This is a genomic window from Rhodopseudomonas sp. NSM (assembly GCF_052445935.1).
Taxonomy (GTDB): Bacteria; Pseudomonadota; Alphaproteobacteria; order Rhizobiales; family Xanthobacteraceae; genus Rhodopseudomonas.
This window is the reverse complement of record NZ_JBQTCH010000009.1, coordinates 111,624-131,242: the sequence shown is the minus strand read 5'-3', so window position 1 is coordinate 131,242 and position 19,619 is coordinate 111,624. Positions and strand designations below refer to the sequence as shown.

The 19,619-nt window shown below is 67.0% G+C and carries 19 protein-coding genes; 11 read left to right on the top strand and 8 right to left on the bottom strand.

Annotated elements, in window-relative coordinates; all coding sequences use genetic code 11:
• The first annotated feature begins 211 nt into the window (after positions 1 to 211).
• The 10 genes from ACTZWT_RS21070 (at position 212) to ACTZWT_RS21025 (ending at position 10,785) form a co-directional block, all read left to right on the top strand.
• Complete coding sequence (locus ACTZWT_RS21070; protein WP_444771633.1) at positions 212 to 1,087, top strand: S-methyl-5'-thioadenosine phosphorylase; 876 nt, start codon at positions 212 to 214, stop codon at positions 1,085 to 1,087.
• A 31-nt stretch (positions 1,088 to 1,118) separates the two neighbouring features.
• Positions 1,119 to 1,352 (top strand): hypothetical protein, encoded by a 234-nt coding sequence (locus ACTZWT_RS21065; RefSeq protein ID WP_444771632.1) that lies wholly within the window; start codon positions 1,119 to 1,121, stop codon positions 1,350 to 1,352.
• A 132-nt stretch (positions 1,353 to 1,484) separates the two neighbouring features.
• Positions 1,485 to 2,609: an S-methyl-5-thioribose-1-phosphate isomerase gene (mtnA, locus tag ACTZWT_RS21060; protein ID WP_444771631.1), complete on the top strand. Its 1,125-nt coding sequence runs from the start codon at positions 1,485 to 1,487 to the stop codon at positions 2,607 to 2,609.
• A 171-nt stretch (positions 2,610 to 2,780) separates the two neighbouring features.
• Positions 2,781 to 3,089 (top strand): hypothetical protein, encoded by a 309-nt coding sequence (locus tag ACTZWT_RS21055; protein ID WP_444771630.1) that lies wholly within the window; start codon positions 2,781 to 2,783, stop codon positions 3,087 to 3,089.
• A gap of 147 nt (positions 3,090 to 3,236) precedes the next feature.
• Positions 3,237 to 3,527, top strand: a complete 291-nt coding sequence (locus tag ACTZWT_RS21050) for a PepSY domain-containing protein (protein WP_444771734.1) — start codon at positions 3,237 to 3,239, stop codon at positions 3,525 to 3,527.
• Entirely contained in the window at positions 3,527 to 4,192 is a 666-nt protein-coding gene (locus ACTZWT_RS21045) for a response regulator transcription factor (protein ID WP_444771629.1), read from the top strand. Before ACTZWT_RS21050 ends, ACTZWT_RS21045 begins: the two co-directional genes overlap by 1 nt.
• Positions 4,189 to 5,553 carry a sensor histidine kinase gene (locus tag ACTZWT_RS21040; RefSeq protein ID WP_444771628.1) on the top strand — a complete coding sequence of 455 codons (1,365 nt, stop codon included), beginning with the start codon at positions 4,189 to 4,191 and terminating at the stop codon, positions 5,551 to 5,553. The genes ACTZWT_RS21045 and ACTZWT_RS21040 overlap by 4 nt, the downstream gene beginning before the upstream one ends.
• Positions 5,554 to 5,809: 256 nt before the next feature.
• Positions 5,810 to 7,696 (top strand): molecular chaperone HtpG, encoded by a 1,887-nt coding sequence (gene htpG / locus ACTZWT_RS21035; protein WP_444771627.1) that lies wholly within the window; start codon positions 5,810 to 5,812, stop codon positions 7,694 to 7,696.
• An 88-nt stretch (positions 7,697 to 7,784) separates the two neighbouring features.
• Entirely contained in the window at positions 7,785 to 9,476 is a 1,692-nt protein-coding gene (locus tag ACTZWT_RS21030; protein WP_444771626.1) for an outer membrane beta-barrel protein, read from the top strand.
• A 115-nt stretch (positions 9,477 to 9,591) separates the two neighbouring features.
• Positions 9,592 to 10,785, top strand: a complete 1,194-nt coding sequence (locus tag ACTZWT_RS21025; protein WP_444771625.1) for an ABC transporter substrate-binding protein — start codon at positions 9,592 to 9,594, stop codon at positions 10,783 to 10,785.
• 181 nt (positions 10,786 to 10,966) lie between these two features.
• Here ACTZWT_RS21025 and ACTZWT_RS21020 read toward each other — a convergent pair whose 3' ends face one another.
• The 5 genes from ACTZWT_RS21020 to ACTZWT_RS21000 form a co-directional block, all read right to left on the bottom strand.
• On the bottom strand, positions 10,967 to 11,359 hold the full coding sequence (locus tag ACTZWT_RS21020; protein WP_444771624.1) for an MAPEG family protein: 393 nt from the start codon (positions 11,357 to 11,359) through the stop codon (positions 10,967 to 10,969).
• 66 nt (positions 11,360 to 11,425) lie between these two features.
• A complete protein-coding gene (locus ACTZWT_RS21015; RefSeq protein WP_444771623.1) occupies positions 11,426 to 12,514 on the bottom strand; it encodes a lipocalin-like domain-containing protein in 1,089 nt (362 codons plus the stop codon).
• Positions 12,504 to 14,969, bottom strand: coding sequence for an FtsX-like permease family protein (locus ACTZWT_RS21010; protein ID WP_444771622.1), 2,466 nt, complete (start codon positions 14,967 to 14,969; stop codon positions 12,504 to 12,506). The genes ACTZWT_RS21015 and ACTZWT_RS21010 overlap by 11 nt, the downstream gene beginning before the upstream one ends.
• Positions 14,966 to 15,619 (bottom strand): ABC transporter ATP-binding protein, encoded by a 654-nt coding sequence (locus tag ACTZWT_RS21005; protein ID WP_444771621.1) that lies wholly within the window; start codon positions 15,617 to 15,619, stop codon positions 14,966 to 14,968. Before ACTZWT_RS21005 ends, ACTZWT_RS21010 begins: the two co-directional genes overlap by 4 nt.
• Before the next feature lie 28 nt (positions 15,620 to 15,647).
• Positions 15,648 to 15,884 carry a hypothetical protein gene (locus ACTZWT_RS21000; RefSeq protein WP_444771620.1) on the bottom strand — a complete coding sequence of 79 codons (237 nt, stop codon included), beginning with the start codon at positions 15,882 to 15,884 and terminating at the stop codon, positions 15,648 to 15,650.
• Between the two features lie 22 nt (positions 15,885 to 15,906).
• Here ACTZWT_RS21000 and ACTZWT_RS20995 point away from each other — a divergent pair, with 22 nt between their 5' ends.
• Positions 15,907 to 17,223, top strand: coding sequence for an MFS transporter (locus ACTZWT_RS20995; protein WP_444771619.1), 1,317 nt, complete (start codon positions 15,907 to 15,909; stop codon positions 17,221 to 17,223).
• 149 nt (positions 17,224 to 17,372) lie between these two features.
• Here ACTZWT_RS20995 and ACTZWT_RS20990 read toward each other — a convergent pair whose 3' ends face one another.
• The 3 genes from ACTZWT_RS20990 to ACTZWT_RS20980 all read right to left on the bottom strand — a co-directional run bounded on the left by ACTZWT_RS20990 (position 17,373) and on the right by ACTZWT_RS20980 (position 19,577).
• Positions 17,373 to 18,593, bottom strand: a complete 1,221-nt coding sequence (locus ACTZWT_RS20990) for an ABC transporter substrate-binding protein (RefSeq protein ID WP_444771618.1) — start codon at positions 18,591 to 18,593, stop codon at positions 17,373 to 17,375.
• A 356-nt stretch (positions 18,594 to 18,949) separates the two neighbouring features.
• Entirely contained in the window at positions 18,950 to 19,114 is a 165-nt protein-coding gene (locus ACTZWT_RS20985; protein WP_444771617.1) for a hypothetical protein, read from the bottom strand.
• Between the two features lie 166 nt (positions 19,115 to 19,280).
• Positions 19,281 to 19,577 (bottom strand): hypothetical protein, encoded by a 297-nt coding sequence (locus tag ACTZWT_RS20980; RefSeq protein ID WP_444771616.1) that lies wholly within the window; start codon positions 19,575 to 19,577, stop codon positions 19,281 to 19,283.
• Positions 19,578 to 19,619 lie beyond the last annotated feature (42 nt).

Sequence of the window (19,619 nt, the reverse complement as noted above, 5' to 3'; positions counted from 1 at the left end):
TTCACTCCCAAGCTGGCCGCTTTTGCGAGGCCTTGGCGCCGATCCTAGCAGCCGCGCGGCGATCCGGAACAAGAAAAATCGTCGCGCGTCCGGTAGCTTGCTGACGCAAGTCGTCGGTAACATGAGACGTTTGGCGGATACGCCGGATATGGGGGTTGTCGATCACCCGCGCCCATGTTGAATGCGCCCGGAACGTGGTGGGAGACAGGGCATGACCAGGGCGGTACTCGGCATCATCGGCGGATCCGGCATTTATGATTTGCCGGGGCTGGAGGACGTCCGCGAGGAGGCGATCGCGAGCCCGTGGGGCGAGCCGTCCTCGGCGGTGCGGCGCGGCAATATCGCGGGTCTGCCGATCGTGTTCATGCCGCGCCACGACAAGGGCCATCGGCTGTCGCCCTCCGACATCAACTACCGCGCCAATATCGACGTGCTGAAACGCGCCGGCGTCACCGACCTGATCTCGCTGTCGGCCTGCGGCTCGTTCAAGGAAGAACTGCCGCCCGGCACCTTCGTGCTGGTCGATCAGTTCGTCGACCGCACCTACAAGCGCGAGAGTTCGTTCTTCGGACGCGGCTGCGTCGCCCACGTCTCGATGGCGCATCCGGTGAGCCCGCGGCTGCGCATCCATCTCGCCGCCGCCGCCGAGGCCGAAGGCATCGCTTTCGCGCGCGGCGGCACCTACCTCTGCATGGAAGGCCCGCAATTCTCCAGCTACGCCGAGAGCGTCACCTACAAGCAGCTCGGCTATTCGGTGATCGGCATGACCAACATGCCGGAGGCCAAGCTCGCCCGCGAGGCGGAGATCTGCTACGCGACCGTGGCGATGGTGACCGATTTCGACTGCTGGCACCCCGACCACGACGCCGTCACGGTGCAGGACATCATCCGGGTGCTGACCACCAATGCCGAGAAGGCCAAGAGCCTGGTGGCGCGGTTGGCCCAGGACTTCCCGCGCGAGCATGAGGAATGCCCGATCGGCTCCGACCGCGCGCTCGACACCGCTTTGATCACCCAGCCGGATGCGCGCGATCCGGAACTGCTGAAGAAACTCGATGCAGTGGCGGGGCGGATCCTGAAGACGTAGAGTCCGACGTCATATGCGGGAATGGTAAGCCATGACCGAGCCCAGCCAGGCTGCGAAGAATGAACTGCTCAAGTTCTCGGCAGGATTCATCAGCAATCTCGGCATCGGCCTGATCGCCGCAGGCGTCTTCGCGCCCGGCCTGTCGCTGCTGTCGACGAACCCGATTCTGTCCAAGGCGGAATTCCTCGTCGTGGGGTTCGGTTGTATCTGCGTCGCCTTCCTCCTACATTTGATCGGAAGAGGCTTTCTGAGGCAGATCCGATGAGCGACGTGCTTTATCTCCTGGCGGTCCCTTCGATGGTCTTGGTTGCGGCGCTGTTGCTGGCTTGGCATGTCAGGCGGGTCGATGCCTCGTGGCGGTCGCGCCCGAAGCCGTAATCCGGATCATTGGACCAAGATGAAAGTCGACGGCACTCATACCCGCTCCATCTGGCTCCAGCCCGACGGCTGGACCGTCGCGGCGATTGATCAGCGCCGGTTGCCGCATGAGTATGTCGTCGCGAAACTCACCAATAGCGACCGCGCGGCCGACGCGATCCGCTCGATGCTGGTGCGCGGCGCGCCGCTGATCGGGGCGACCGCGGCCTACGGCGTGGCGCTGGCGATGCGCGAGGACGCCTCCGACGCGGCGCTGGACATCGCCTACAACAAGCTGATCGCGACGCGGCCGACCGCGATCAACCTGAAATGGGCGCTCGACGAAATGCGCCGCGCGCTCGCCCCGGTGAAGCCGGCCGATCGCGTTGCCGCCGCCTATGCCCGCGCCAGTGCTATCGCCGACGAGGACGTCGCCATCAACCGGGCGATCGGCGCCCACGGGCTGAAGCTGATCGAGGCCATCGCCGCGACCAAGAAGCCCGGCGAGCGCGTCAACGTGCTGACGCATTGCAACGCCGGCTGGCTCGCCACCGTCGACTGGGGCACCGCGACCGCGCCGATCTATCAGGCGTTCGACAAGGGCATCGCGATCCACGTCTACGCCGACGAGACCCGGCCGCGCAATCAGGGCGCCTCGCTCACCGCCTGGGAGCTCGGCCATCACGGCGTCGATCACACGGTGATCCCGGACAACACCGGCGGCCATCTGATGCAGCACGGCATGGTCGATCTCTGCATCGTCGGCACCGACCGCGTCACCGCCGACGGCGACGTCTGCAACAAGATCGGCACCTACCTCAAGGCGCTCGCGGCGCGCGACAACGATGTGCCGTTCTACGTGGCATTGCCGTCGCCGACGATCGACTTCACCATCCATGACGGCGTGCGCGAGATTCCGATCGAGCAGCGCGACGCCGCCGAGGTCACCGACATGACCGGGCGCACCGCCGACGGCCGGATCGAGACCGTGCGGATCGTGCCGCAGGGTTCGAAGGTCGCCAATTACGGCTTCGACGTCACGCCCTCCCGCCTCGTCACCGGCCTGATCACCGAGCGCGGCGTGCTGAAGCCGGACCGCGCGTCGCTGGCGGCGGCATTCCCGGAGCGGGTGGCGCGCGATCAGGAACCGTTGCCGGCGTCGTGAGTTCATCTCACGAACCCGGAGCCGCAGCCCGATACCCGATGTGACGCCCGTCGCCTGCGCGCGGCCGAAGGTCACGCACGGTTCTGACGAAACCGCTCGCTCCCGCCGCCCAAGCGGCTATTCTCGGCGCTCGTGCCGGGGAAGCGATCCCGGCGCGCAAGGACGTTGCACATGACCGACCAACCCAAACAGCCGGAGCGGCCGCGCTTCGAGCCCGAGATCATTCCGCCCGGCGAGTCCCACGATCCGCGGGGCACGCGGGTGTTCATCGACCAGACCACCACAGAACAGATTTTCGTCGGCAAGATCGGCCCGTTCGGCCTGTTCATGCTGGCGCTGGGGATCGGCGCGGTGATCGCCGTGGTGCTGGTGCTGCTGCTCGGCGCCTTCCTGCTGTGGATCCCGGTCGTCGGTCTGTTGATCGCCGCCGGCCTGGTCGCCGGCGTGCTGCGGCCGCTGTTCGCGGGCAAGGGCCGTTAGCCGCTGCCTTGTCCTGATCGCCGCGCCCGGCGTTGATCGATGTCAGCGAGCCGTCAGCCGCCTTGGCCGATGCTGCCGCCCGATCGACATTTTCAGAAGGATAGCGACGTGGCGATGGTGCGGTTTCGTCCGCTGGTGGCCGGGCTGATGCTGGCGGCGATGGCCGGCGGCGCGCTGGCGCACGACCACGGCCACGATCATGGCCGCCACGACCACGACGAGGCCCGGCTCGCGGTGCAGCGCGGCGAAATCCGCCCGCTCGCCGAATTGCTGACGATGGTTCGCGACAAGCTCCCCGGCGAGATCACCGGCGTCGAAATCGAGCGCCGCCACGGCCAGTGGCTGTACGAATTTATCGTGGTCGACAAGAATGGGCGGCTGTTCGAGGTCTATGTCGACCCGCAGAGCGGCGAGATCCGGAAGACCAGGGAAAAGTGATGCGGTTGCTGGTGGCGGAGGATGATCGCCGGATCGCGGCGGATCTCGCGCGCGGACTCACCGAGGCCGGCTATATCGCCGAATGCGTCGCCGACGGCGAGGAGGCGTGGTTTCGCGGCGATACCGAGGATTACGCCGCGATCATCCTCGACCTCGGCCTGCCGCGGCTCGACGGGCTGACCATCCTCAAGCGCTGGCGCGAAGCCGGCCGCCTCACCCCGGTGCTGATCCTGACCGCGCGGGGAAGCTGGGCCGAGCGCGTCGACGGCATCGACGCCGGCGCCGACGATTATCTGCCGAAGCCGTTCCAGATGGAGGAGCTGCTGGCGCGGCTGCGCTCGATCGTGCGGCGCTCGGCCGGTCACGCCTCCTCGGTGGTCTGCATCGGCGACCTCACCCTCGACGAGCGCCAGATGCAGGTCAGCCTGCGCGGCCAGAAGGTGGCGCTGTCGCCGCTGGAATATCGGCTCGCGTCGTATCTGGTGCTGCATCGCGGCCGGGTGGTGTCGCAGTTCGAGCTCAACGAGAACATCTACGGCCAGGACGACGCGCATGATTCCAACGCCATCGAGGTGCTGGTAGGCCGCGTCCGCAAGAAGCTCGGCCCCGAGCTGATCGAGACGAGGCGCGGCTTCGGCTACATCGTGCCCGGGGACGGCACGTGACGCGGCATTCGCTGCGGCTGCGGCTGATCGCCGGCGGCGCCGCGGCGATCCTGATCGCGCTCAGCATCGCCGGCATCGCGCTCACCATCCTGTTCGAACGCCACGTCACCCGCACCATCGCCGATGACCTCGATGTCTCGCTGAAGCAACTGATCGCCGGCGTCGAGGCCGGACCGGACGGCCGGCTGGTGCTGGCGCGGTCGCCGACCGATCCGCGCTTCGCCGAGCCGCTGTCGGGGCTGTACTGGCAGGTCGGCGACGACCACGACCGGCTGCTGCGCTCGCGCTCGCTGTGGGACGACCGGCTGACGGTGCCGATCGATCAGCCCGGCCCGGGCGAGATCCATCATCACGACATCGCCGGCCCGGCCGGCGCGCGGCTGTCGATCGTCGAGCGCCAGGTGATTCTCACCATCGCCGGCAAGCCGGTGCCGATCCGTGCCGCGGTCGCGGTCGATCTGGCGCGGGTCAACGCCGCCGGCCGGGCGTTCGCGCGCGACCTGATGATCGCGCTCGGGATTCTCGGCGCGGTGCTGGCGCTCGCGACGTCGGTGCAGGTGGTGCTCGGGCTGCGGCCGCTCGGGGCGTTGCGCGACGGCATCGCCGACATCCGCTCCGGCCGGCGGCATCGGCTGCCCGCCGCGGTGCCGGACGAGGTGCGGCCGCTGGTCGAGGAGGTCAACGCGCTGCTCGACGCCCAGGCGCGCGAGATCGAGCGTTCGCGCGACCGCGCCGCCGATCTCGCCCACGGACTGAAGACGCCGCTCGCGGCGCTCGCCGCCGACGCCGCGCGGCTGCGCGACCGCGGCGAGGACAAGCTCGCCCGCGACATCGAGGCGGTCGGCAGCGCGATGAGCCGCCATGTCGATCGCGAGCTGGCGCGCGCCCGGCTGCGCGGCGACGCCCGCCGCGGCGAAAGCGTCACTGTCGACCTCGCGCCGCTGGTGCGCTCATTGGTGACGATCCAGTCGCGCACCCCGGCCGGCCGGCGGATCGCGTTCGACGCGCAGATCGCCAACTATGTTTCGGTGCCGCTCGACCGCGCCGATCTCGCCGAGGTGCTCGGCAATCTGCTCGACAATGCGGTGCGCCACGCCCGCAGCCGCGTCCGCATCGGCACCGCCTGCGACTCGGACGGCTTCCGCATCGAGATCGAGGATGACGGCGACGGCATCGACGAGGCCGCCTGCGCCACGGTGCTGGGGCGCGGCATCCGCCTCGACCAGCGCGGCGAAGGCGCCGGCCTCGGCCTCGCGATCGTGCAGGACGTGCTCGAAGCCTATGGCTGGACGCTGCAGCTCACGCGCTCCGACCTCGGCGGCCTGAAAGCGAGCTGCGGCGCGGCGGTGGCGAGCGCGTAGTTCGCCTCGCAACCCGTTTCCCGGGCGCGATGCGGCATCCTTATGCCGCTTCGCAGACCCGGGATCCCGGTTGCTTCTGCGACCTCGCCAAACCGGGGCCCCGGATCTGCAGCGCACCACGTCGCGAAGGGGGCGGCGCGCTGCGCAGCGTCCGGGGCACGGCGTTGATCCCCCAACACCCCCGCCTTGCCATCATCCTTCCGCGCGCTATATCCGGGTCTTCCCATTCACCTTTGTTCAGGATCGAGCGTCCCTCATGACCACGATTGATACCGCCAGCGAGACGAAGCCGTTCCAGGCCGAAGTGGCCGAGCTTTTGAACCTGATGGTGCACTCGGTCTATTCCGAGACCGACATCTTCCTGCGCGAACTGATCTCCAATGCCTCCGACGCGCTCGACAAGCTGCGTTACGAGTCGATCGCAAACCCTGCGCTGATGCAGGACGGCGGCGAGCCGAAGATCCGGATCGTGCCGAAGAAGGCCCCGGACACGCTGACCGTGATCGACAACGGCATCGGCATGGACCGCCAGGAGCTGATCGACAATCTCGGCACCATCGCCAAATCCGGCACCAAATCGTTCCTCACCAAGCTGACCGAGGCCAAGGACGGCGCCGGGCTGATCGGCCAGTTCGGCGTCGGCTTCTACGCCGCCTTCATGGTCGCCGACAGCATCGTCGTCACCAGCCGCCGCGCCGGCTCGGCCGAGGCCTGGACCTGGTCGTCGTCGGGCGGCTCCGGCTTCGAGATCGCGCCGGCCTCCGAGGAAGCCGCGGCCCGCGTCGAGCGCGGCACCGAGATCGTGCTGCATCTGAAGCCCGAGGCCGCCAAATATCTCGAAGCGTATCAGATCGAGCGGATCGTCTCCGAGTACTCCGACAACATCCAGTTTCCGATCGAGCTGGTGCCCGAAGAGGGCGAGCCGCGCCAGATCAATTCGGCCAGCGCGTTGTGGCAGCGCTCGAAATCCGAACTGACCGAAGAGGACTACAAGCAGGCCTACAAGCAGATCGCCGGCGCCTTCGACGAGCCGGCGATGACGCTGCACTACCGCGCCGAGGGCCGGCAGTCCTATGCGGTGATGCTGTTCGCGCCGTCGTCCAAGCCGTTCGACCTGTTCGAGCCGGAGCGCAAGGGCAAGATCAAGCTCTATGTCCGCCGCGTCTTCATCACCGCAGACGCCGATCTGCTGCCGCCCTATCTGCGCTTCCTGCGCGGCGTGATCGACAGCGAAGACCTGCCGCTGAACCTGTCGCGCGAGATGCTGCAGAACAATCCGCAGCTCGCGCAGATCCGCAAGGCGGTCACCGGCAAGGTGATCGGCGAACTCGACAGTCTCGCCGACAAGCAGCCCGAGCAATTCGCCAAGATCTGGGACGCGTTCGGTCCGGTGATCAAGGAAGGCCTGTACGAGGACTACGAGCGCCGCGAGAAACTGCTGTCGCTGGCGCGCTTCACCACGACGGCCGGCGAGAACCGCACCCTGTCGCAATATGTCGAGGCGATGAAGGAGAACCAGACCGAGATCTATTATCTGGTCGGCGATTCGATCGAGCGGCTGAAGTCCAACCCGAAGCTGGAGTCCGCGACCGCGCGCGGCATCGAGGTGCTGCTGCTGACCGACGCGGTCGATGCGTTCTGGACCTCCGGCCAGCTCGATTTCGGCGGCAAGCCGCTGAAGTCGCTGAGCCAGGGCGACATCAATTTCGACCTGATCCCGAAACTCGACTCCGACAAGGAGGCCGAGACCAAGGACGAGGCCAAGGCCGACGAGGCGACCGTGATTGCGGTGGTCAAGGACGCGCTCGGCGATCGCGTCAGCGACGTCAAGGCGTCGCAGCGGCTGACGTCGAGCGCGTCGTGCCTCGTCGCCGGCGGCTTCGGCCCGGATCGCGAGTTGGAGAAGATGCTGGCCCGCGCCAACAAGGGCGCCGGCACCAAACCGGTGCTCGAAATCAATCTCGGCCATCCGCTGGTCGCTGCCCTGGCCGACACCAGGGCCGACAAGGCCGACGCCACCGACCTGTCGTTCCTGCTGCTGGAACAGGCGCAGATCCTCGACGGCGAATTGCCCGATGACCCCGCCGCCTTTGCCGGCCGCCTCAACCGGCTGGTGCTGCGCGGGCTTGTTGCGCATGGTTAGCTGCTAGCTAATAAACAGGGTTACCGGATTTTTAATCCCTGGGTTGCATTTTGGTCGGCATTGTAACGCTGACCAGTTGTGTGAACCCATGCGTCTTTTCGCTTCGACCACGGCCATGCTGATGCTGGCCGCAGGAACCGCAGCCGCCGCCGATCTGCCGCGGCTGCCTCTACCCTCCGCCGCGCCGGTGCTGTGGAGCTGGACCGGCCTGTATTGGGGCGCCCATCTCGGCGGCAGCTTCGGGCAGACCAGCTTCAGCGATCCCGCCGGCCCCGGCCTCTATGGCGGCAGCGTCCGCAGCCCGGCGGCGCTCGCCGGCATTCAGCTCGGCTACAATTATCAGCCGAACGCCAATTGGCTGGTCGGCGTCGAGGCCGATCTCAGCGCGATGAACGGCAACGGTACCCAAAGCTGCATGGTGTCGTCCGGCCTGTTCATCTCGGCGAACTGCCGCGTCAGGCAGGATGCGATGGCAACCTTGACGGGCCGCGCCGGCCTCGTGACCGGTCCCGGTGGCCGCACGCTGCTCTACGCCAAAGGCGGCGCAGCCTTTCTCCGCGAGCGGCTCGACATCACCACCGGCTATCCGATCGGATGGTCGACCGAGAACAATGACGGCCGCTGGGGCTGGACCGCGGGCGCCGGCATCGAGCGGGCGCTGGCGCCGGCCTGGTCGGTCAAGTTCGAATACGACTATGCGAATTTCGGCAGCAGCGAGACGGCGACGCCTGCGAGCTACCGGCTGTTGCCGGGCGTCGGCTATTTCGCCACGCCGCAAGGCGTCAGCAAGGTCGCCCAGGATCTGCATGCGGTGAAGGTCGGCCTCAACCTCAAATTCGGCGGAGACGTCGATGCGCGCTTCGACGACTACCACTTGCGTGGCACGCAGGTGGCCGACGACAACGTCGAGCGCGGCGCGATCGAGATCGGCGGCCGGGTCTGGTACAGCTCGGGACGCTTCCAGAAAGACCTCGGCGCGACCTACGATCAGGGCCAGCAGAACATCCTGATCTCGCGGCTGACCTATCAGAGCACGGCGGCGTCGGGCGAAGTCTTCGGTCGCGTCGATGGTCCCTACGACACCTTCCTCAAGGGCTTCGCCGGCGGCGGGACTCTGACGAGCGGCCACATGAACGACGAGGACTGGATCGCCACCGACGGCATCCCCTATTCCAACACGTTCCACGATCCGGTGAAGGGCAGCATCGCCTATGCGACGCTCGACGTCGGCTACAATCTGCTGCGCGGGCCGGATTACAAATTCGGCGGCTTCGTCGGCTACAATTACTATCGCGAGAACAAATCCGCCTATGGCTGCGTGCAGACCGCCGGCGCGACCGCGTCGCAGATCTGCGGCTCGCCGATCTCGAATACCGTTCTGGCCATGACCGAAAACGACACCTGGCATTCGCTCCGGGTCGGCTTCAACGGCGAGCTCGGACTCGGCCGCGGACTGAAGCTGTCGGCGGACGCGGCCTATCTGCCCTATGTGAAGATGTTCGGCACCGACAACCACGTGATGCGCACCGATGTGACCGATACCGTCTCGCCGGAGCAGGGAACCGGGCAGGGCGTGCAGCTCGAGGCGATCCTGTCGTATCAGGTCACGAACGCCTTCAGCGTCGGCGCCGGCGCGCGCTATTGGGCGATGTGGGCGACCACCAATGCCTACACCAACATTTTCGGCTCGGAGTGTCCGTGCCAGACCCTGCCGACGCGGACCGAACGCTACGGAACTTTCCTGCAGGCGGCCTACAAGTTCGACGCGGCGAGATGGTGACGACGCGGCTCGGGCTCGTAGTCCCGCCGCGCCGCCGCAAGCCAGAATCCGCTGGGCAGCCGCCGGCTTCTTGAATAGTGTGCCGCCAACCAAAAAAGTCCGGGAGGTACACGCGATGAACGTCAAGCTGTTGTCGGCCGCGCTGGCGGCCAGCGCCCTGTTCGCCCTCGAGCCGGCGTCCGCGCAGGGCGTCAAGATCGGCATCCTCAACGATCAGTCGGGCGTCTATGCGGACTACGGCGGCAAGTGGTCGCTCGAAGCCGCCAGGATGGCGGTCGAGGATTTCGGCGGCGAGGTGCTCGGCCAGAAGATTGAAATCGTCTCCGCCGACCATCAGAACAAACCCGACAACGCGGTCGCGATCGCGCGCAAATGGTACGACGTCGATGGCGTCGACATGATCACCGAGCTGACCACGTCATCGGTGGCGCTGGCGATCCAGGACCTCTCGAAGGAAAAGAAGAAAATCGACATCGTGGTCGGCGCCGCGACCTCGCGCATCACCGGCGACGCCTGCCAGCCCTACGGTTTCCACTGGGCCTATGATACGCATGCGCTCGCGGTGGGCACCGGCGGCGCGCTGGTGAAGGCGGGCGGCGACTCGTGGTTCTTCCTCACCGCGGACTATGCCTTCGGCTATGCGCTGGAAAAGGACACCAGCGAAGTCGTCAAGGCCAATGGCGGCAAGGTGCTCGGCTCGGTCCGCCACCCGCTGAATTCGTCGGACTTCTCGTCGTTCCTGCTGCAGGCGCAGAGCTCGCAGGCCAAGATCGTCGGCCTCGCCAATGCCGGCCTCGACACCGCCAATTCGATCAAGCAGGCGTCGGAATTCGGCATCGTCGCCGGCGGCCAGAAGCTCGCCGGCCTGCTGCTGACGGTCGCCGAGGTGCACGGCCTGGGGCTCAAGGCGGCGCAGGGCCTGGTGCTGACCGAGGCGTATTACTGGGACCGCGACGACAAGTCCCGCGAATTCGCCGAGCGCTTTTTCAAGCGCACCAACCGGATGCCGAACATGATCCAGGCCGGCACCTATTCGGCGACGCTGTCCTATCTCAAGGCGGTGAAGGCCGCCGGCACCAAGGACACCGAAGCGGTGGCGGCGAAACTCAAGAAGCTCCCGGTCGACGACGCCTTCGCCAAGGGCAAGGTGCTGGCCAACGGCCGCTTCGTCCACGATCTATATCTGTTCGAGGTGAAGAAGCCGGAGGAGTCCAAGAAGCCGTGGGATTACTACAAGCTGATCTCGACGGTGGAGGGCTACATGGCGTTCCCGAGCGCGGCCGAGAGCGGCTGCCCGCTGACCAGGTAATCACCCGATCCATTGCGGGGGCCGGCGTCCGGCAACGGGCGCCGGCCTTTTCGTTCGCTTCGTGGTTCAAGAGTCGTCATGGCCGGGCTCGACCCGGCCATCCATCCTTCTGGAGAGAGTCTTGCGAAGTTGATGGATGCGCGGGTCGAGCCCGCGCATGACGACATATTGCGGGGTGTGACTATGCCCCCAGCATCTGATGCACGACGCCGTAGACCGAGCCGCCCCACAGGGCGGCGACGGCGACCATCTGCACCGCGAAGCCCGCGCCACGCTTCGGCGCCGCATCGGCGTAGCCGATCATGTACATGATGCGGCCGATGATCCAGACGCCGCCGATCGCTGCGGCGAAGGCGTCGCTGAGATAATAGGCGAACAGCCACAGCGACGGCAGAAAGATCGGCATCCATTCCAGCGTGTTGGCCTGAACCCGGAAGATGCGCTCGAAATCGGGATGGCCCGAGATCGCCGGCGCCTTGACGCCGTAGAGCATTCGCGCGCGGGCGACGTTCACCGAGGTGTAGAAATAGAACATCAACGCCAGCAGGGTCGCGATCGTCGTGTAGTGAAACATCCCAGGGCTCCCAACGCTATGATTTGTTCTGTCCGGCTGAAGCCGCCGGTTGCCGCCAGATTGAACTCAATAGCCCGTCATCTCAAGATATCCGTTGCCGCTCTGGCTGCCGCTGAACGCGATCGGCCCCTCCCAATAAGGAAAGCTGGTGCCCATCCAGGCGTTCGGGTTGAGCGGAATGGTCTCGATCGCAAGACCGCGCGCCGGCACACGGACACTCCAGGATGTCGGCAGCTTGCGTCCGGCGGTATCGGTGAAGCCGGTCGGCTCCAGCTTGATGGCGTCCGGGGCGAGCTGTTCTGAGCGGCCGTCGAGCCCGATCCAGTTGCCGGCGAAATAGGCGTCGCCGTCGCTCTGCCGCAACCGGAACAGCATCACCTTCTCGCCGGAGGCCAGATGCAGCGAGAACCAGTCCCAGCCGGTCTGGTCGGAGGCGAGCGGCTGGCTCGACCATTCGCGATCCATCCAGGCGGTGCCGTTGACCTCGATCGGCCGGCCGTCGATCGTCAGCGTCCCGCGCGCGGCGAAATACGGCTGGCTGTAGTAATACGAGGCCTGGCCGCGGTCGGATTTGCGCGAAAAGCCTTTGTCGCCCTGCAGCACCAGCGGCCGCTCGGCAGTCAGCCGCAGCCGGTAGCTGAAGTCCGATCCCGCGGCGTTGACCTCGAGCGGCGCCAGCGTGGATGCGTTCATCGCCTCGCCGCCTTGCATCGCCCAGTCGTCGATCGCCGCGCGAAACGGTGCGGCAGTGACCCCGGCCTGTCCGATGCCACCGCGGGAAAATTTCTCGGCGTAGCGATGCGTCTCGGCGCTGGTGAGCCCCGCATGCGCCATCCAGACCTGCTGATTGGCCCAGCCGTCGCGTTGCGGGCCGGGCGTCATCGCCTGCCGGAACAGCGTCCATTGCACGCCGTAAGCCTTGCCGCCGGCGTCCTGCAGATTCGCGGTGAGGTACCACCACTCGATGCGGAAATCCGGATGCGCGCCGTGGTCGGCCGGAAAGCTCAGTATCCGTCCCGGCACGACAGGCGCAAACTCGCCGGCGTCGCTGCCGAGCCCGGCAAAACCCTGCGCCAGCGCGCGCGGACCACCGAGGCCGAGCGCGAGCAGGCCGCCGGCGACGGCGCGGCGTGAGATCGGGCGGCTAGCGCTCATCGGCGAACACCTTCACCAGTTGCGCCGGCTGCATCCGCAGCAGCTTCAGGATCGGCAGCGCCGCCGCGATCAGCGACGCCAGCAAGGCGACGCCGAGCAGTTTCAAGAGCTCCCACGGGAAGACCTCGAACGGCAGCCGCCAGCCGAAGGCCTTGACGTTGACCACCGCGATCAGACACCACGCCACCAGCAGCCCGAGCGGCAGCGCCAGCAGCGCGGTGAGCGCGGCCATCGACAGCGTCTTCATCAATTCAATGAAGGCGAGCTTGCGCCGGGTGATGCCGATCGCCCACAGCGGCGCGACCTGCGGCAGCCGCGAATTGCCGAGCGTCAGGAGACTCGTCAGCAGCGCCACGCCGGCGATGCCGAGCGTGAAGGCGTTCAGCGCCGCCGTCACCGCGAAGGTGCGGTTGAAGATCCGCTTCGATTCGGTCTTCAGCGTCGCCTGATCGGCGAGGCTGCGATTGTCGAGCCTGAACGTCGCGCGCAGATCGTCGACCAGCGCCGGCACGCGGGAAGGATCGACCCGCAGCCCGAACCGGGTCTGCGCCACGTCGGGAAAGCGCGCGATCAGCGCCTCATAGGCGACGCCGATCTGGCCGCGCGGATTGCCGTAATCCGCGTAGATCGCCGCGACGGTGAGCGGCCACGGCCCCTTGCCGGTCGGCACCGCGATGCGATCGCCGAGGCTGAGCTTCATCCGCCGCGACAATTGCTCGCTGATCAAGGCCGCTTCGCCGCGTGCGACCGCGTCCCAGACGTCGCGGCTCTGTTCGAGCAACGGCCAGTGGTCGCGATAGGTCGGATCATCGGCGAAGCCGATGACCTCTGCCGGCCAGCCGTCGAGCTTCACCTCGGCGCGCGCGCCGGGCAGCAGCGCGGTCACTTCCGGCCGCTGCTTCACCCACGCCTTGATCTCGGTCGCCTGCGCATCATTGGCGGCGTTGAGATAGACCTCGGCGGTGAGCCGGCCGTCGAGCCAGCGCACGAAGGTGCGGCTGAAGCTCTCCACCATGGTGCCGACGCCGATATTGACGCCGAGCGCCAGCAGCAGCGCCATCAAAGCGAGCGACAGGCCGGAGAGCTGCAGCCGGTTGTCGGCCCAGAACCATTTGATCAGCGGGCGTTGCGCGCCGCGTTCGCCGAGCGCCAGCGCCAGGCCGAGCACCGCCGGCAATCCCAATGCGGCGCCGAGCAGGATCGCGGCGAGCACGGCGAAGCCGGAGACCAGTGAATCGCCGAACAGCAGGAAGCCGGCCGCCGCGGCGAAGACGAGAAGCGCCACGCTGCCCTGGATCAGCAGCCAGCGCTGCTGCGCCTGCTGCCAGGCGAACGCCTGCGCGGCGGCGAGCACCGGCATCCGCGCCGCCTTGATCAGGCTCGCGGAGGCGGCGGCCAGCGCGCCGAGGATACTGATCGCGATGCCGGCCAGCCACCATTGCGGCTTCAGCGACAACTCGCCCGGGATCTGAGCGCCATACAGGCCGCGCAGGCTGGCGGCGACGTCGGGTAGCAGCGTCGCGGCGATGATGTAGCCGCAGACCAGCCCGATCAGGCCGGCGATGAGCGCGATCAGCGTCAGCTCGATCACCATCACGCTGTTCAGCATCCGCGCCGAGGCGCCGCAGGCGCGCAGCGTCCGCAGCATCGGCCGGCGCTGCTCGAAGGCGAGACCGATCGCCGAATTGACGATGAAAAGTCCGACCAGAAACGACAGCAGGCCGAAGGCGGTGAGGTTGAGATGAAAACTGTCGGTCAGGCGTTCGAGGTCGGTCTCGGTGTCGGGCTCGACCTGCTTGAGCTTGTCGCCCACGACGTCATGCAGCGGCGTTCGCGAAGCCGCCGGCTTATTGCCGATCAGCAGCCGCGACACCTGGTCGGGCAGGCCGAGCAGGGTCTGCGCGAAGCCGATGTCGACCACCAGCACGCCCGGCGCGACTTCGGCCTGCGGTTTCAGCGGCGGCAGTCGGCCGCCATTGCTGATCGACGGCGTCGCACCCTCGGCCAGCTGCAGCGCGGCGAGCGTGTCCGGCGACAGCAGCGTCTGGCCGGGCGGCAGGATGAAGCCCTGCAGATTGGCGGTGCCGATCGCCGGCGCGGCGCTGGCTTCGACCGGCATCGACAGCGGCTCGATCCCGAGCAGCCGCAGCGTGCGCCCGCCGACCCGGACCTGTCCTTCGATCACCGGCGACACCGGCCAGCCGGCACGGCGCAGGTCGACGAATAATTGCTGGGGGAAGTGTTCGCTGTCGGGCGCGACCAGCGTCGCGGTGCGGGCGCCGCCGAGCGTCGCCGCGGCGCGGTCGTAGCTGGTCCGCGCCTGCGCGTTCAGCGCCTGCACGCCGCTCCACAGCGCGGTCGCGGAAATCAGGCCGATCAGCAATGTGGCGAGTTGCAGCGGATGGCGCCGCCAGTGGCTGAGCAGCACCGCGAGGATCCACAGCGACCGCCTCAACGGATCAGCCCCGCATGCAGATGCACCCTTCGGTCCAGCATGGCGGCGAGCCGCTCGCTGTGCGTCACCATCAGGAAGCCGCAGCCGGTGCGGCGGACCAGATCGTTGGCGAGCGCCATCACGTCGTCGGCGGTGGCCTCGTCGAGATTGCCGGTCGGCTCGTCGGCGAGCAGCAGCACGGGCTTGACCGCGAGCGCGCGGCCGATCGCGACGCGCTGCTGCTGGCCGCCGGAGAGCTGCTCCGGATAGCGCTTCTGCAACGCGCCGAGCCCCAGCCGCTCGATCAGTTCGGCCTGCCATTGCGCGTCGTGGCGGCCGGCGAGCCGCGACTGGAACGACAGATTGTCGGCGACGGTGAGACTCGGGATCAGGTTGAACTGCTGAAACACCAGACCCAGCCGCTCGCGGCGGAACGCGGCGCGCCCGGCATCCGCCAGAGTCGAGATCGTCACGTCCCCGTAGGCGATCCGGCCGCCGTCGGGCTGGTCGAGTCCGGCGATCAGATGCAGCAGCGTACTTTTGCCGCTGCCGGATTCGCCGGTCAGCGCCACGCTCTCGCCGGCGGCGAGCGCGAAATCCACGCCGCGCAGCACCGCGACGCTGTCCTGTCCGGAGCGATAGGATTTTGTCAGGTCGGAAACGGTCAGCATCAGGCGATGGTCCGGTCGGCTGGGCGTGTCATCGTGCAATATTGCTCTTGCTGCGAAGGAAGTTCTCGAGCGCTTCGCGGGGACGCCGCGCGGCGGTGAACTGATCCGCGTGCTGCCCCGCCCGGATGCCTCCGTCGATATGGTGCACTCGCTCACACGACTCAATGACCGCGTGCGCAGTTTGTTGCCGTGCAATGCAGCGAGGAGACTTGCCGTGCGGGCCGGCGACGGCGCGATTGCTTTCCGGTTCGATCGACGGCAGCATTGCGACTGGTTCGTAACAAAGAATGGCGACGATAACGAGAACCGGGAGGCCGCGCTTGGACGGACAATCCACGCCGAAGGGCGCCTGGAGGATCACCTTCCTCCTGTTTCTGTTCATGGTGGTGAACTTCGCCGACAAGATCGTGGTCGGCCTCGCCGGCGTGCCGATCACCAGGGAGCTGAACCTCACGCCCGAGCAGTTCGGCCTGCTCGGCTCGTCGTTTTTCTTCCTGTTCTCGACCACCGCAGTCATCGTCGGCTTCATCGTCAACCGGATCGACACCCGCTGGGTGCTGCTGGTGCTGGCGCTGGTTTGGGCGGTGGCGCAGTTTCCGATGGTCGGCACCGTCAGCTTCACCACACTGCTGATCTGCCGCATCGTTCTCGGCGCCGGCGAGGGGCCGGCTTTTGCGGTCGCGGCGCATGCGATCTACAAATGGTTTCCCGATCACAAGCGCACGCTGCCGACCGCGATCCTGTCGCAGGGCTCGGCGTTCGGCGTGATCCTGGCGGTGCCGGCGCTGAACTGGATCATCGTCAATCATTCCTGGCACTACGCGTTCGGCGCGCTCGGCATCGTCGGGCTGATGTGGGCGGCGGCGTGGATCGCGCTCGGCCGCGAAGGTCCGCTGGTTCCGACCGCGGCGATGACCGCGGCCGAGACGCGGATTCCCTATGCGCGGCTGCTGACCTCACGGACTTTCGTCGGCTGCGTCGCGGCGACCTTCGGGGCGTATTGGGCGCTGTCGCTCGGGCTCACCTGGTTCACCACCTACATCATCAACGGGCTCGGCTTCAGCCAGCATGAAGCGGGGCTGATCTCGATCACCCCCTGGGTGTTCGGCGCCGCCATCGTGCTGCTGTCCGGCTGGCTGTCGCAGTTGCTGATGGCGCGCGGCGCCTCGACCCGGATGGCGCGCGGCGTGCTCGGCTCGGCGCCGCTGGTGCTCGGCGGCCTGATCCTGCTGACGATGCCGTTCATCGACAACCCGACCGGGCAGATCGCCGCGCTGGTGATCGGCGCGGGGCTGTGCGGAGCGATCTATGTGGTCTGCCCGCCGATGATCGCCGAGTTCGCGCCGGTGTCGCAGCGCGGCGCCGCGCTCGCGATCTACGGTGCGCTGTACACGCTCGCCGGCATCATTGCGCCGCTGGTGATGGGCAGCGTCGTCCAGAACGCCGCGTCGTTGAACGAAGGCTATCTCACCGGCTACGTGATCAACGGTGCGGTGATGGTCGTCTCCGGCCTGCTCGGCCTCCTGCTGCTGTGGCCGGACACCGAACGCGTGAGGCTGGTGAACGAACAGCCCGCGAGGATTGGACTACGTAAGCCGGCGTGATTCCTCCGCCGTCATGCCCGGGCTTGTCCCGGGCATCCACGTCTTCCGACCGATCAGCGCCGCAAGACGTGGATGGCCGGCACGAGGCCGACCATGACGAGTTCAGGAGTTGAGGTGTCAGACTAACTCCCCCGTCGCTCGTGTATCACTCACTGGCTCGCCGCGGCAGTGTTGAACACCTCGCCCTCCGGCACCCAGCTCCTGCCATCGAAGCGCGCGATCTGCATCTGGGTATACGGCGCATAGCGGTCCGGCCGGGTCGAGATCTTGATGCCGGGCAGCAGCAGCGGCGCGGTGGTCGGCTTGATGTTGGTCGCCTGCTTCAGCAGGTTCTCCCGGGAAAGATCGTCGCCGCAGGCTTCCAGCACCTTCACCGTCATGTAGGCCGAGATGTAGCCGGTGACGAGGCTGCCGTCGGCGATGTCGCCTTTGGGAAACCACTGCGCCAGGAATTCCTTGAACTCCTTGACGTCGGCGTCGTTCTCGAAGCGCGGGTCGGTCGGGGTCTTGGCCGCCAGCGCGGTGATCAGCCCGGTCGATGCCTCGAGGCCGGCGGGCTGCAGCGCGCCCTTGATCGAGCTCGACACGCTGACGATGTAGTTCAGCGGCTTCCAGCCGAGTTCGTGCACCTTGCGGATCGCCTGCGCACCGAATTTCGGCGTCGCCATCGTGAACAGCGTATCGGCACCCGATGCCTTCAGCGCCACGATCTGCGAGTCGACGGTGGGATCGGTGACCTCGTAGGTGACCTCCTTGACGATCATCGTCTTGGCCTTGTCGCCGAGGCCGTTCTTCAGGCCCTTGACGTAGTCCTTGCCGGCGTCGTCGTTCTGCGAGAACACGCCGAGCTTGGCGTCGGGCTTGTTCTTCAGCAGATATTTCGCGAAGATCATGCCCTCCATCTGGTAGGGCGGATACAGTTGCGTGGTCCACGGGAAGTTCTTCGGATCGTCCCATTTCGCCGCGCCGGTCGAGATGAAGATCTGCGGCACCTTCTTGCCGTTGAGATATTTCTGGATTGCCGAATTGGTCGGCGTGCCGATCGTGCCGACGATCGCCAGCACCTCGTCCTGCTCGACCAGCCGCCGCGTCTGCTCCACCGTTTTCGGCGGCGAGTAGGCGTCGTCGAGGCTGATCAGCTTGATCTTGCGGCCGTTGACGCCACCCTTGGCGTTGACCATCGTGAAATAGGCGTCCTCGACATGGCCCTGAATGCCGTAGGCCGACGCCGGGCCGCTGTAGGGCATGGTCTGGCCGATCTTGATCTCGGTGTCGGTGACGCCGGGGCCGTATCGCTTCTGGGCGAGGGCAGGCTGGGCCGCGGCGAGCGCAAGTAGTCCGGCTGCAAGCAGCGTATTGCGGGTGAACATGGCATTTCCTCTTTCTCGTTGAAAGCCGCACTCTGCGGTGCGGGCTGGCACGTCGGATCGTCCGAGCTGCGAAGGCACAACTCGGCGATCGGACCGACGCTCTCACGAGAAAGAGGATGGTTCAAACGGATTGCGCCGCAGCTTGCGAGCAACCGCAGTGCGGCAAATGCGTGCATTTCACGCAACGAAATTCGCGGCGCGCGCAATCGTCACGATCGGCGCAATGCGCGGGCTTCGGGGATTTCGAGCATTCGCTCAACGCATGGCGGCAATCTCGTTGCCGTCATGGTGAGCCGTCTCGATCGCGCAGTGCATCGCGCTGCGTTCCCCGGCGCCCCGGCGTCCCGCGACGGTGATCAGAGGTCGCGCTGCTCGTCGTCGCGGTCGCGTTCGGGTGCGGCGATGTCGCCGGTCTCGTAGACGTCATCGACCGGAACCCGGACCGGCGGCGGCTTCGGCTGCTCGCCGCCGTTGTCCTTGCTCGCGTCGCTGTCTTTCTTTTTCCGCCAGCCGCCCATCATGTCCGATCCCATCGTTGCAGGGCGGGGAACGCGCCTCGGCGCGTCCCGGTTCCGGTGCGTCGACCGGGCCGCCAAGCTACGCGCGTCAGCCTAGCGGAGGATGAGGCGATGCCTCGCTGCGTTTTGGACAGGGCAGCCCGGCGCGACGCGCCCGGCGGCCGCAGTTTCAGGTCCGACGGCCGCCGCTCTGCTGCTCGGCGAGCCATTCGGACAGCGGCCTCGGCTTGTCGTCCACCTTTCGGGACGAGGTTCGCGCGCCTGCGGCCTTGCCGCCGGCCGTGCGTTTCGCCTTGGTCTGCGCGGTGCGCTGCGGTTCGGCCGCCTCGCGTGCCAGCCGCAGCGCGCGCAGCCGCGCCATGTTGTCGAGGGCAGCCTTGGCCGCGGCTTCGCGCTCGGCCAAGGCGTCGGCGGTCTCCTGTGCGCCGGCGCGTGCGGCGGTGCGGGAATTATCGTCGTTCGTCATTCTTCCAGTCGATGTTTGTCTTGAAATGGAAAGATCGCGGTG

What these genes read in the sequence shown, in the direction of transcription:
- ACTZWT_RS21070 (WP_444771633.1), top strand. Translation starts at nt 212, where the DNA reads ATGACCAGGGCGGTACTCGGCATCATCGGCGGATCCGGCATTTATGAT.
- ACTZWT_RS21065 (WP_444771632.1), top strand. Translation starts at nt 1,119, where the DNA reads ATGACCGAGCCCAGCCAGGCTGCGAAGAATGAACTGCTCAAGTTCTCG.
- mtnA (WP_444771631.1), top strand. Translation starts at nt 1,485, where the DNA reads ATGAAAGTCGACGGCACTCATACCCGCTCCATCTGGCTCCAGCCCGAC.
- ACTZWT_RS21055 (WP_444771630.1), top strand. Translation starts at nt 2,781, where the DNA reads ATGACCGACCAACCCAAACAGCCGGAGCGGCCGCGCTTCGAGCCCGAG.
- ACTZWT_RS21050 (WP_444771734.1), top strand. Translation starts at nt 3,237, where the DNA reads ATGCTGGCGGCGATGGCCGGCGGCGCGCTGGCGCACGACCACGGCCAC.
- ACTZWT_RS21045 (WP_444771629.1), top strand. Translation starts at nt 3,527, where the DNA reads ATGCGGTTGCTGGTGGCGGAGGATGATCGCCGGATCGCGGCGGATCTC.
- htpG (WP_444771627.1), top strand. Translation starts at nt 5,810, where the DNA reads ATGACCACGATTGATACCGCCAGCGAGACGAAGCCGTTCCAGGCCGAA.
- ACTZWT_RS21030 (WP_444771626.1), top strand. Translation starts at nt 7,785, where the DNA reads ATGCGTCTTTTCGCTTCGACCACGGCCATGCTGATGCTGGCCGCAGGA.
- ACTZWT_RS21025 (WP_444771625.1), top strand. Translation starts at nt 9,592, where the DNA reads ATGAACGTCAAGCTGTTGTCGGCCGCGCTGGCGGCCAGCGCCCTGTTC.
- ACTZWT_RS21020 (WP_444771624.1), bottom strand. Translation starts at nt 11,359, where the DNA reads ATGTTTCACTACACGACGATCGCGACCCTGCTGGCGTTGATGTTCTAT.
- ACTZWT_RS21015 (WP_444771623.1), bottom strand. Translation starts at nt 12,514, where the DNA reads ATGAGCGCTAGCCGCCCGATCTCACGCCGCGCCGTCGCCGGCGGCCTG.
- ACTZWT_RS21005 (WP_444771621.1), bottom strand. Translation starts at nt 15,619, where the DNA reads ATGCTGACCGTTTCCGACCTGACAAAATCCTATCGCTCCGGACAGGAC.
- ACTZWT_RS21000 (WP_444771620.1), bottom strand. Translation starts at nt 15,884, where the DNA reads ATGCTGCCGTCGATCGAACCGGAAAGCAATCGCGCCGTCGCCGGCCCG.
- ACTZWT_RS20995 (WP_444771619.1), top strand. Translation starts at nt 15,907, where the DNA reads ATGGCGACGATAACGAGAACCGGGAGGCCGCGCTTGGACGGACAATCC.
- ACTZWT_RS20990 (WP_444771618.1), bottom strand. Translation starts at nt 18,593, where the DNA reads ATGTTCACCCGCAATACGCTGCTTGCAGCCGGACTACTTGCGCTCGCC.
- ACTZWT_RS20985 (WP_444771617.1), bottom strand. Translation starts at nt 19,114, where the DNA reads ATGATGGGCGGCTGGCGGAAAAAGAAAGACAGCGACGCGAGCAAGGAC.
- ACTZWT_RS20980 (WP_444771616.1), bottom strand. Translation starts at nt 19,577, where the DNA reads ATGACGAACGACGATAATTCCCGCACCGCCGCACGCGCCGGCGCACAG.